At 72.1% G+C, this 10,432-nt stretch carries 12 protein-coding genes; 6 read left to right on the forward strand and 6 right to left on the reverse strand.

What is annotated here, in order from left to right:
• Positions 1 to 7 precede the first annotated feature (7 nt).
• On the forward strand, positions 8 to 2,032 hold the full coding sequence (locus ACPOLA_RS17065; protein WP_435771704.1) for a protein meaA: 2,025 nt from the start codon (positions 8 to 10) through the stop codon (positions 2,030 to 2,032).
• A gap of 20 nt (positions 2,033 to 2,052) precedes the next feature.
• On the opposite strand, the gene ACPOLA_RS17070 is transcribed toward ACPOLA_RS17065, so the two are convergent.
• Positions 2,053 to 2,349, reverse strand: a complete 297-nt coding sequence (locus tag ACPOLA_RS17070; protein WP_435771705.1) for a hypothetical protein — start codon at positions 2,347 to 2,349, stop codon at positions 2,053 to 2,055.
• 99 nt (positions 2,350 to 2,448) lie between these two features.
• On the opposite strand from ACPOLA_RS17070, the gene ACPOLA_RS17075 reads away from it, so the two are divergent.
• Together ACPOLA_RS17075 and ACPOLA_RS17080 are read left to right on the forward strand one after the other, a co-directional pair.
• Complete coding sequence (locus ACPOLA_RS17075; RefSeq protein ID WP_435771706.1) at positions 2,449 to 2,655, forward strand: hypothetical protein; 207 nt, start codon at positions 2,449 to 2,451, stop codon at positions 2,653 to 2,655.
• A 35-nt stretch (positions 2,656 to 2,690) separates the two neighbouring features.
• Entirely contained in the window at positions 2,691 to 3,215 is a 525-nt protein-coding gene (locus ACPOLA_RS17080) for a ferritin (RefSeq protein ID WP_435771707.1), read from the forward strand.
• 28 nt (positions 3,216 to 3,243) lie between these two features.
• Here the strand turns inward: ACPOLA_RS17080 and ACPOLA_RS17085 are convergent, their stop codons facing one another.
• Both ACPOLA_RS17085 and nucS read right to left on the reverse strand, forming a co-directional pair.
• Positions 3,244 to 3,786, reverse strand: a complete 543-nt coding sequence (locus ACPOLA_RS17085) for a DUF952 domain-containing protein (protein WP_435771708.1) — start codon at positions 3,784 to 3,786, stop codon at positions 3,244 to 3,246.
• 16 nt (positions 3,787 to 3,802) lie between these two features.
• Positions 3,803 to 4,492 (reverse strand): endonuclease NucS, encoded by a 690-nt coding sequence (nucS, locus tag ACPOLA_RS17090; RefSeq protein WP_435771709.1) that lies wholly within the window; start codon positions 4,490 to 4,492, stop codon positions 3,803 to 3,805.
• 131 nt (positions 4,493 to 4,623) lie between these two features.
• Here nucS and ACPOLA_RS17095 point away from each other — a divergent pair, with 131 nt between their 5' ends.
• Both ACPOLA_RS17095 and ACPOLA_RS17100 read left to right on the forward strand, forming a co-directional pair.
• Positions 4,624 to 5,790 carry a 3-hydroxyacyl-CoA dehydrogenase NAD-binding domain-containing protein gene (locus tag ACPOLA_RS17095; protein ID WP_435771710.1) on the forward strand — a complete coding sequence of 389 codons (1,167 nt, stop codon included), beginning with the start codon at positions 4,624 to 4,626 and terminating at the stop codon, positions 5,788 to 5,790.
• Positions 5,791 to 5,818: 28 nt separating this feature from the next.
• A complete protein-coding gene (locus tag ACPOLA_RS17100) occupies positions 5,819 to 6,592 on the forward strand; it encodes an alpha/beta fold hydrolase (RefSeq protein ID WP_435771711.1) in 774 nt (257 codons plus the stop codon).
• Positions 6,593 to 6,610: 18 nt separating this feature from the next.
• Here ACPOLA_RS17100 and ACPOLA_RS17105 read toward each other — a convergent pair whose 3' ends face one another.
• Complete coding sequence (locus ACPOLA_RS17105; RefSeq protein ID WP_435771712.1) at positions 6,611 to 7,150, reverse strand: CGNR zinc finger domain-containing protein; 540 nt, start codon at positions 7,148 to 7,150, stop codon at positions 6,611 to 6,613.
• 48 nt (positions 7,151 to 7,198) lie between these two features.
• On the opposite strand from ACPOLA_RS17105, the gene ACPOLA_RS17110 reads away from it, so the two are divergent.
• The gene (locus ACPOLA_RS17110) at positions 7,199 to 8,155 is read left to right on the forward strand and encodes an EamA family transporter (protein ID WP_435771713.1); all 957 of its coding nucleotides are present in this window, start codon (positions 7,199 to 7,201) and stop codon (positions 8,153 to 8,155) included.
• Positions 8,156 to 8,168: 13 nt separating this feature from the next.
• Here the strand turns inward: ACPOLA_RS17110 and ACPOLA_RS17115 are convergent, their stop codons facing one another.
• Entirely contained in the window at positions 8,169 to 9,380 is a 1,212-nt protein-coding gene (locus tag ACPOLA_RS17115; protein WP_435771714.1) for an AI-2E family transporter, read from the reverse strand.
• On the reverse strand, positions 9,377 to 10,432 hold a 1,056-nt coding region (locus ACPOLA_RS17120; RefSeq protein WP_435771715.1), incomplete at its 5' end, for a coiled-coil domain-containing protein. The genes ACPOLA_RS17120 and ACPOLA_RS17115, both read right to left, overlap by 4 nt.

Genomic DNA, 10,432 nt, shown 5'->3' on the forward strand with positions numbered 1-10,432 from the left:
TCGGTCCATGAGCACCCCGACTGACGCAGCCGCCAGCCACGCGAAGGACCGGCCGTGGGTGATGCGCACCTACGCCGGCCACTCGACGGCCGAGGCGTCCAACGCGCTCTACCGGACCAACCTGGCCAAGGGCCAGACGGGCCTCTCGGTGGCGTTCGACCTCCCGACGCAGACCGGCTACGACCCCGACAGCCCGCTCGCGCGCGGCGAGGTCGGCAAGGTCGGGGTGCCGGTGCCGCACCTGGGAGAGATGCGCAAGCTCTTCAACGACATCCCCCTCGTCGAGATGAACACCTCGATGACGATCAACGCGACGGCGATGTGGCTGCTCGCGATGTACCAGGTCGTGGCCGAGGAGCAGAACCCCGACCTGTCGCCGGAGGAGGTCGCCGCGCAGCTGGCCGGCACCACCCAGAACGACATCATCAAGGAGTACCTCTCCCGCGGGACCTACGTCTTCCCGCCGGAGCACTCGCTGCGGCTGATCGCCGACATGATCGCCTACACGGTCCACCGGATCCCGAAGTGGAACCCGATCAACATCTGCAGCTACCACCTGCAGGAGGCCGGCGCGACGCCCACGCAGGAGCTCGCCTACGCCCTCTGCACCGCCATCGCGGTGCTCGACACCGTCAAGCAGTCCGGCCAGGTCTCCGACGAGGACTTCGAGAAGGTCGTCGGCCGGATCTCCTTCTTCGTCAACGCAGGGGTGCGCTTCGTCGAGGAGACCTGCAAGATGCGGGCCTTCGTCGAGCTGTGGAACGAGATCACCCGCGAGCGCTACGGGGTGCAGGACCCGAAGATGCGCCGGTTCCGCTACGGCGTCCAGGTCAACAGCCTGGGGCTGACCGAGGCCCAGCCGGAGAACAACGTCCAGCGGATCGTGCTGGAGATGCTCGGCGTCACCCTGTCCAAGAAGGCCCGCGCGCGGGCGGTCCAGCTGCCGGCGTGGAACGAGGCGCTCGGCCTGCCCCGCCCCTGGGACCAGCAGTGGTCGCTGCGCCTCCAGCAGGTCCTCGCCTTCGAGTCCGACCTCCTGGAGTACGACGACATCTTCGACGGCTCCCACGTCATCGAGGCGAAGGTCCGCGAGCTGGTCGAGGGGGCCAAGGCCGAGATCGACCGGGTCCAGGCGATGGGTGGCGCGATCGCGGCCGTCGACTCCGGCTACATGAAGCAGGAGCTGGTCTCCGCCCACGCCGCGCGCCGGGCGCGGATCGAGGCGGGCGAGGAGATCATCGTCGGGGTCAACCGGTTCGAGACGACCGAGCCGAGCCCGCTGACCGCGGACCTCGATGCGGCAATCCAGACCGCCGACCCCGCCGCCGAGCGGGCCGCGCTCGACTCGGTCGAGGCGTGGAAGGCCCAGCGCGACCAGGCGGAGGTCGACGAGGCGCTCCGGCGCCTCGCCGAGGACGCCAAGAGCGGCGCGAACCTGATGGAGGCCACCCTCGCCGCCGCCCGGGCCGGCGCCACCACGGGGGAGTGGGCCGGGACCCTGCGGGAGGTCTTCGGCGAGTTCCGCGCGCCGACCGGCGTCTCCGGCGCGGTGGGCGTGGCGGAGGCCGGCGCCCAGCTTTCCGCAGTCCGCGACGCGGTGACGCGCACGGGGGAGGAGCTCGGCGGTCGGCTGCGGCTGCTGGTGGGCAAGCCCGGGCTGGACGGCCACTCCAACGGCGCCGAGCAGGTCGCCGTACGGGCCCGGGACGCGGGTTTCGAGGTCATCTACCAGGGCATCCGGCTGACGCCGGAGCAGATCGTCGCCGCAGCGGTGGCCGAGGACGTGCACTGCGTCGGGCTCTCGATCCTGTCCGGCTCGCACATGGAGCTCGTGCCGGCGGTGCTGGACGGCCTCAAGGAGGCCGGCATGGACGACGTGCCCGTCATCGTCGGCGGCATCATTCCCGACTCCGACGGCAGGCGGCTCGTCGAGATGGGCGTGGCCGCCGTCTACACGCCCAAGGACTTCGGCCTGACCGAGATCATGGGCGGCATCGTCGACGTGATCCGCAAGGCCAACGGCCTCGACTGATGAGCCGGGTCGACCGCGGCTCAGCGCCTCCGGCCGGCCAGCGCCACGACCACCGCGCCGACCCCGAGGACGGTGGTCGCGGCGCCGCTCGCGGTGGCGAGGCTGATCACCAGGTCCTGGTGCCGGTGGTTGGCCGCGACGTCGAGCACGCAGCCGGTCTGGTCGGTGCCCTCGGCCGCGCACACCTCGGAGTGGTCGCGGCCCAGCGCGCCGGTGAGGAACAGGACGACCGTCGCGGCTCCCGCCGCCAGGGTGAGGACGAGGAGCAGTGCGGCGGCGGGCGCGAAGCGGTCGTGCCGGGGGGCGGGCGTGGTCATGGCGGCATCATGCCGGTCCGGCCGCGGCTTCACGTGCCCGTTGCGAGACAGCGCTCACATCGCTTAGGCCTGCCTATCCTCAACTGCTAGCCTGCCGCCGTGGGCAAGTCCAAGAAGTCGTCGAAGGGCAAGCTGCGCAAGCTGCCGAAGACGAAGTGCTGCGTCTCGAAGACGCGCTGCGACCGCTGCCCGATCCGCATGCTCAAGGAGGGGACCCTCCCCGAGGGCTACACGGTGAAGAAGCGGGTGCTCGTCCGCGCCGACGGCAAGAAGGTCAAGAAGAAGGCGCTGGAGAAGGCCGCCTGACCGGAGCCCGCCGCCGGCCAACTAGGCTGACGGGCATGGCTGCCCCCCGCTTCACCGACCAGCTCAACGCCCAGATCGGCAACGAGTTCGCCTCGCACAACCAGTACCTCGCCTGCGCGGTCTACTACGACGCGCAGACCATGCCGCAGATGGCCGCCTTCTTCTACGCCCAGGCGCTGGAGGAGCGCGACCACGCCATGATGATGGTGCAGTACCTGCTCGACACCGATGCGGCGGTCTCCATCCCCGCCGTGCCGGCGCCGGTCTCGGACTTCGCCGACGTGGTGGCGCCGGTCGCCCTTGCCCTCCAGCAGGAGCGGGACGTCACCGACCAGGTCAACGGCCTGCTGAAGATCGCGCGCGAGGAGGGCGACTTCGCCTCCGAGCAGTTCATGCAGTGGTTCATCAAGGAGCAGGTCGAGGAGGTCGCGACGATGAGCGACCTGCTCGCCGTGGTGACGCGCAGCAAGGACGACCTCAACGACATCGAGGAGTACATCGCCCGCGAGCAGGGCCGCGGCGACACCGATCCGACGGCTCCGCGGGTCGCCGGCGCCTGACCCGCCGGCGGGCTGGCTCCCAGCGGTCTCACTCCGCGGGCCGGTGCCGCCGCCGGTAGAGCAGCACGGCGACGGCCGAGCCCGTGGCCACGCCGGCGAGTCCTCCGAGACCCGGTCCTGAGGCGTGGCCCGCGAGGGCTCCGAGTGCGATTCCGGCGGTGCCGGCGGCCAGCACGAGGCAGAGGAGCGCCACGTTGACGAAGACCTCCCGGAAGTAGAGACGCGAGAAGCTTCCCGCGCCGTCGGCCAGGGGGATCACCTCGACGACCGCGTTCACCGGGATCGGGCCGTACACGTGGGGGAAGGTCTCGGCCGAGCCAGGGGCCGGCGGCTCGTCGACCACCGGCACGTCGAGGCGGGTCGTGTCGATCCTCAGCAGGACCAGCGGGTCCGTGGCGAGGTCCACGTCGCCGTAGAAGGCGGCACGGGTCGCGGGCCACTGGTCGGCGCGGCTGCAGTGGATGAAGCCCTCCTGCGCCAGCGTCCTGCCCCGAGTCGACACGGCGTACGCCCCGGTCCGGCGGGCCGCCGCCCAGTCGCGGGCGAACGCGATGTGGAAGATCGTCCCCATGCCGGTCGACCGGAGGTCAGAAGAGCCGGTCGGTCGGGTCGTCCAGCCCGCGGAGCGCGTCGTAGTCGACCACCGCGCAGGTGATGCCCCGGTCGCCCGCGAGCACCCGCGCCTGCGGCTTGATCTCCTGGGCGGCGAAGATGCCGCGCACCGGCGCCAGCAGCGGGTCGCGGTTGAGCAGCTCGAGGTAACGGGTCAGCTGCTCGACGCCGTCGATCTCCCCGCGGCGCTTGATCTCGACCGCGACGCTCATCCCGTCGGCGTCCCGGCACATCAGGTCGACCGGGCCGATCGCCGTGGGGAACTCCCGGCGGACGAGCGTGAGGCCGGGATGGAGCGTGGCCGGGTGCTCGGCCAGCAGCTCCTGCAGGTGCCGCTCCACGCCGTCCTTCTGCAGGCCCGGGTCGACGCCGAGGTCGTGGGAGGAGTCGTGGTGGATCTCCTCGATCAGGATCCGCAGGGTGTCCGGGGGCGCGCCCTTCGGCGCCCGCGCGGTCACCGTCCACTCGACGTGGCCCTCCTCGGTGGTGGCCTCGCGCACGGTGCAGGGCGGGGACATCCAGTTCAGGGGCTTGTAGGAGCCGCCGTCGGAGTGCACCAGGACCGAACCGTCGGCCTTGATCATGAGCACGCGGGTCGCCATCGGGAGGTGTGCGGTCAGTCGGCCGGCGTAGTCCACCTGGCATCGCGCCACGACGAGTCTCACGGGCCCCGACCCTATCCGGCACCCGGTCCCGCACCCCGTCGGGGACCGGCGTCGGACGGCGTCCGGCTGGTGACGTGGCTCTCGTTACCGATCGGTAGAACTCGGTGTGACGGGATGCGACACTGCCTCCCATGACTCTCTCCAACGAGCAGATCTTCAGCACGCTGGTGCTGCCGTACCTCAACCACGCCGTGCGGATGTACGAGTCGGGCTACGCCTCGGCCCCCGACATCGACAACGCCATGCGCTTCGGCTGCGGCTACCCGAAGGGCCCGCTGGCGACCGTCGACGAGCTCGGCCCGGCAACGGTGCGCGACCAGCTCGCCGCCCGCTTCGCCGACAGCGGCGACAGCCTGCACCGGCCGGCCGAGCTGCTCGAGAAGCTGGCCTCGGAGGGCACCACCTTCGCCGAGGCCGCCGCCGGCGGCGAGGCTCGCGAGGTCGAGCTCAAGCGGGACATCGCGAAGGTCGGCGTCGTCGGCACCGGCACCATGGCGTCCGGCATCGTCCAGGTCTTCGCCCAGGCCGGGTACGACGTCGTCTTCGTCGGCCGCGGTGACGACAAGGTCGCCGGCGTGACCGCCTTCATCGAGAAGGGTCTCGGCAAGCTGGTCGACAAGGGCCGTCTCGACGAGGCCGCCAAGGACGCCACCCTGGCCCGGCTCACCGGCTCGACGTCCCGCGAGGACCTCGCCGACGTGGACATCGTGGTCGAGGCGATCGCCGAGGACCTGGACATCAAGTCCGAGCTGTTCCGCGACCTCGACCGGATCTGCAAGGCCGGCGCCATCCTGGCGACGACCACCTCCTCCATGCCGATCACCAAGCTGGGTGCGGTCACCTCGCGTCCCGAGTCCGTCATCGGGATGCACTTCTTCAACCCGGCCACGATCATGAAGCTGGTCGAGGTCGTGACGACCGAGGCGACCGCGGCCGAGGTCGACGAGACGGTCCTCGCCCTCTGCGCCAAGGTCGGCAAGGTGGCGGTCTCCTGTGGTGACCGGTCGGGCTTCATCGTCAACTGCCTGCTCTTCCCCTACCTCAACGACGCCGTCAAGCTCCACGAGTCGGGCGTCGAGATGGACACCATCGACGCCGCCATCAAGGAGCAGGCCGGCTTCCCGATGGGCCCGTTCCAGCTGCTCGACGTCGTCGGCAACGACGTGTCGCTGGCGATCCAGAAGGAGCTCCACAGCGAGTTCGGCGAGCCGGGCTTCGCGCCGGCCGCGCTGCTCGAGCAGAAGGTGGCCGACGGCGAGCTGGGGCGCAAGACTGGCAAGGGGTTCCACACCTACTGAGCTCGGCGCGCCCGATAGTCTCGTTCGCGTGACGCTTCACCACACGGCTCTCGGCACCGCCGGGAGCCGTGTGGTCTTCCTCCACGGGCTCTTCGGCCAGGGGAAGAACTGGACGACCATCGCCAAGGAGCTCGCCGATCAGCATCGGGTGCTGCTCCTCGACCTGCCCCACCACGGACGCTCCTCGTGGCCCGAGCGGTTCGACTTCGTCGACACCGCCGACCGGGTGCTCGAGGCGCTGCCGGACGAGCCGGTCGCCCTGGTGGGCCACTCGCTGGGCGGCAAGGTGGCGATGGTGCTCTCGCTGCTGCACCCCGAGCGGGTCGACCGGCTCTGCGTCGCCGACATCTCGCCGGTCGGCTACGCCACGGGCAGCGAGTTCGCCGGCTACATGGACGCCATGCGGGACCTCGACCTGGACCGGGTCGAGCACCGGTCCGACGCCGACCGGCTGCTGCAGCCGGCCGTGCCCAACACCACGGTCCGGTCCTTCCTGCTGCAGAACCTGCGCCGCGACGGCTCGGGGTGGCGGTGGCAGGTGAACCTCGACGTGCTGCAGCGCGACCTCGACGTCCTGGGATCCTGGCCCGACGAGCAGCTCGCGGAGGCGGCGCCGTACGACGGGCCGGTGCTGTGGCTCGCGGGCGAGCGCTCGGACTACGTGAAGCCGGAGTACGAGCCGGCGATGGACCGCTGGTTCCCGCGCAGGCGGCGGGTCACGATCAAGGGCGCCGGGCACTGGCTCCACTCGGAGCGGCCGGACGTGTTCGTCGAGGCACTGCGCCGGTTCCTCGCGGGCTGAGCCGCGACCCCCGGCGGGTCAGTCCCGCTCTGCCTGCCGGGCGCGGTAGGCCGCGACGGCCATCCGGTTGCCGCACGTGGTCGAGCAGAACCGCCGCGACCGGTTGCGCGAGAGGTCGAGGACCAGCCCGTCGCAGTCGGGGTCGGCGCACACGCCCAGCCGCGACATCTCGTCGGCGCGGACCACGTCGATCATCGCCATCGCCGTCTCCACGACGATCCGCTCGGCGAGCGGCCGGTCGTCGTCGACCGCGTGGACGTGCCAGTCCACGTCGCCGTGCCGCACCAGGCGCGGGACCGCGCTGGCTCGGGCGAGCATGTCGTTCAGCAGCTCGACCGCGTCGTCCCGGCCGGCGACCAGCAGCGCGCGCAGGGCAGGGCGCACGGCCCGGACCGCCTCCAGCTCGGCCGCGTCCCGGTCGTGACGACCGGTGTAGTCGAAGCGCTCGTAGAAGTCGTCCAGGTCCGCCACGGTGACCAGCGTCTCCGGCTCCTCCGCGGAGTTGACCAGCGCGACCGCGGCCTGCAGGGCCATGGCGGTGTCATGAGCGAAAACCACGTTGACATCTTACAGGCGCGCCACCTAGTGTCATTGACCATGGCGACGATGACTCATGACACGCCAGCGGCGGCCGTGGCCCGGACCGCTCCGGGGCTGGCCTTCGCGCTGGTCTCGGCGACCGCGTTCGGCCTCTCCGGCGCGCTCGCCCGGCCGCTGCTCGACGCGGGATGGAGCGCCGGCTCCGTCGTGCTGCTGCGGATCGCGATCGGGGCCGTCGTCGTCGCACCGTTCGGGCTGCTCGCCCTCCGTGGCCGCTGGGCCGCGCTGCGGGGAAGTGCCGCCACCGTGCTCCTCTACGGAGCGCTGGCGGTCGCGGGCGCCCAGTTCTGCTACTTCAGCGCCGTGCGCACCATGGAGGTGGGCCCCGCCCTGCTGATCGAGTACACCGCGCCGGCCGCGGTCGTGGTGTGGATGTGGCTGGTCCACGGCCAGCGCCCGGGCCGGGTGACGGTGCTCGGCGCCCTCGTCGCCGCGGTGGGGCTGCTGCTCGTGCTCGACCTGTTCTCGGGGGCCGACTTCGACGCGGTCGGTGCGGCGTGGGCGCTCGCGGCGATGGTGGGCGCGGCGGCGTACTTCGTGATCTCCGCCGACGACCGGAGCGGTCTCCCGCCGATGGCCCTGGCCGCCGGCGGTCTCGTGGTCGGGGGAGCGCTGCTCGCTCTCCTCGGGCTGCTCGGCCTGCTGCCGCTCGACGCCGCCGACGTCTCGGTGTCCTACGCCGACGCGAACGTGGAGGCGTGGGTGCCGCTCGTGCTGCTCGGTCTGGTGACCGCGGCCGTCGCCTACACGACCGGCATCGCCGCGAGCCGTCGCCTCGGCTCCCGCCTCGCGTCGTTCGTCGCGCTGAGCGAGGTGGTGCTGGCGGTGCTGTGGGCGTGGGCGCTGCTGGGCGAGCTGCCCGCGCTGGTCCAGCTCGCCGGCGGCGCGCTGATCCTGCTGGGCGTCATCGGGGTCAAGCTGGGCGAGCGGTCGGTCGCCCGCGTGGAGCCGGTCGCGGTCTGAGGCGCGCGGTCGGCTACCGCAGGTCCTGCCGTCGTACGACGACCTCCCGCATCACCAGCACGACGGCCGCCGCCACCGGGATCGCCAGCAGCGCGCCCACCACGCCCAGCAGGCTGGCGCCGATGAGCGCGGCGATCACGATCACCGCCCCGGGCAGGTCGACCGACTTGCTCATCACCCGCGGGTAGATCACGTAGTTCTCCACCTGCTGGTAGATGACGTAGAAGATCAGGCAGGCGATGCCGGTCTTCACGTCGGTCGCGAAGCCGATCGAGGTGACCACGACGGCGCCGATGGTCGCGCCGATCATCGGGATCACGTCGAGCACCGCGACCACGAAGGCCAGCGCGACGGCGTACTCCCGGATCTCGGTGAACCACAGGAACACCACCGACGAGAGGCCCGCGCAGAGCGCGACCACGAACGCCCCGGAGACGTAGCCGCCGATGTTGTGGATGACCTTGTCGCCGAGCGCGGCGACCCGGTCGCGGCGGGAGGCGGGGGCCAGCTTGTAGAGGGCGCCCGTCGTGGTCCTCAGCGACGCCAGGAAGTAGAGCGTCAGCACGACGATCACGAACAGGTTGAACAGCGCCGAGACGATCTTCAGCCCGAACCCCAGCGCGCCGCCGAAGAGGGTGGAGACGAAGTCGCCGTCGGTGACGAAGCTCTTCGCCCGGTCGATGACGTCGTACTCGCGGTTGAGCTGCTGGATGCGCCTGTTCTCCTGGAGCTGGTCGAGCCAGCCGGGTGCGTTCTGAGTGATGGCGGTGACCTGGTCGGTGATGACCGGCACGATGGCCACGAAGAACAGGCCGACCGTCGCGAGGGCCGCGATGATCACCACGGTGACCGCGAACGACCGGCGCACGCCCCGTCGCTCCAGCATCTCCACCGACGGGTTCAGGCCGGCGGCGAGGAAGAACGAGACCACCACCAGCATCAGCACCGAGCCGATGCTGAGCATCGCCTGGAACAGCCAGTAGGCGGTCAGCGCTCCCAGTGCGCCGACGAACCCGATGAAGAACGGGGAGCGCCGGTCGAAGGGCTGGCCCGGCGAGCCGTACGGCGACCGGTCCGCCGGCGCCGTGGCGGCACCCGCCGGGGCACCCGCGGCAGCGGCACCCGCGCCGCCATCCTCCGTGCCCGCGTCGTCCTGCCCGGTCTCCGGGCGCGTCGGCGCGTCGTCGTCCTCGTCCACGGCGTCGCGCCGCGGGGGGAACCTCAACTCTCGTCCTCGCCGAAGCCGGCGACGAGCTCGGCCAGCGAGGAGAGCTGGGCGGTGATCGCGTCGCGGCGCTTGGTCAGCCGGTCGACCTCGGCGCGCTTGGCCGCGAGCTCGCGCTGGACCTCGGCGTCGCCGGACGCGGTGATCGCCTCCGCCTGCGTGCGGGCCGAGACCAGGATCTGCTCCGCCTCGCGGCGGGCCCGGGCCAGCAGGGCCTCCGACTCGCCCTGCGCGGCGGTGCGGGCCTCGGTCGCCTGCTTGCTCGCCTCCGCCGCGCGCGCCTCGGCGGCCGCGGCGCGCTGCTCGGCCTCCTCCACGAGACGCCGGGTCTCGGCGACAGCGGTGTTGTGGTGGTCGGTGGCCTCCCGGGCCAGGCGCTCCTTCTCCACGGCGAGCGCGCGCCGGGCCTCCTGCACCTCGCGGTCCACCGCGGCGCGGGCCTGCTCGACCTCGCGCTGGGCCTGGCTCCGCTGCTCGGTGGCCTCCTGGTGTGCGGCGAGCCGGAGCTGGTCGGCCTCGCGGCGGGCCGCGGCCAGGGTGTCGGCCGCCTCGCTGCGGGCGAGGGCCCGCTCCTGCTCGGCGTCGCCGAGCAGCCGGGTGCGGTTCTCCTCGAGCTCGCGCAGCTGGACCGCTCGCATGTCGTCGGCCTCGCGGGCGGCCTCGGCGCGGATGGCCTTGGCGTCCCGCGTCGCCTGGTCGCGGATCTCGGTGGCGTCGCGCTCGGCGATCGAGCGGATCTCGGCGGCCTCCTCCTCCGCGAGGCGCAGCATGGCGCTGGCCCGGCCGCCGAGGCCGGCGTAGGACGGGCTCTCCATCTCGGCCAGCTGCGCCTTGAGCCGGCCGACCTCCTGCTCGAGCTCGATCACGCGCTGCTCGGACTCGGTGAGGCTGGCGCCGAGGGTCGCCTTCTCGCTGGCGAGCTGCCGGATGTGCGCGTCGACCGCGTCGCGGTCGTAGCCACCCTTCCGCACCACGGGAAGCCCCGGCGCGCCGGCGCCGGCCGAGCCGCCGTAGCCGGGCCGCGGGGTGGCCGGCGCCGCGGCGCGCGGACG

The sequence above is a fragment of the Nocardioides proteolyticus genome (assembly GCF_051280635.3).
GTDB lineage: Bacteria > Actinomycetota > Actinomycetes > Propionibacteriales > Nocardioidaceae > Nocardioides.

Bases quoted from the DNA above. Each gene is read 5' to 3' on its own strand.
- ACPOLA_RS17065 (WP_435771704.1), top strand. From the start codon at position 8: ATGAGCACCCCGACTGACGCAGCCGCCAGCCACGCGAAGGACCGGCCG.
- ACPOLA_RS17070 (WP_435771705.1), bottom strand. From the start codon at position 2,349: ATGACCACGCCCGCCCCCCGGCACGACCGCTTCGCGCCCGCCGCCGCA.
- ACPOLA_RS17080 (WP_435771707.1), top strand. From the start codon at position 2,691: ATGGCTGCCCCCCGCTTCACCGACCAGCTCAACGCCCAGATCGGCAAC.
- ACPOLA_RS17085 (WP_435771708.1), bottom strand. From the start codon at position 3,786: ATGGGGACGATCTTCCACATCGCGTTCGCCCGCGACTGGGCGGCGGCC.
- ACPOLA_RS17095 (WP_435771710.1), top strand. From the start codon at position 4,624: ATGACTCTCTCCAACGAGCAGATCTTCAGCACGCTGGTGCTGCCGTAC.
- ACPOLA_RS17110 (WP_435771713.1), top strand. From the start codon at position 7,199: ATGACTCATGACACGCCAGCGGCGGCCGTGGCCCGGACCGCTCCGGGG.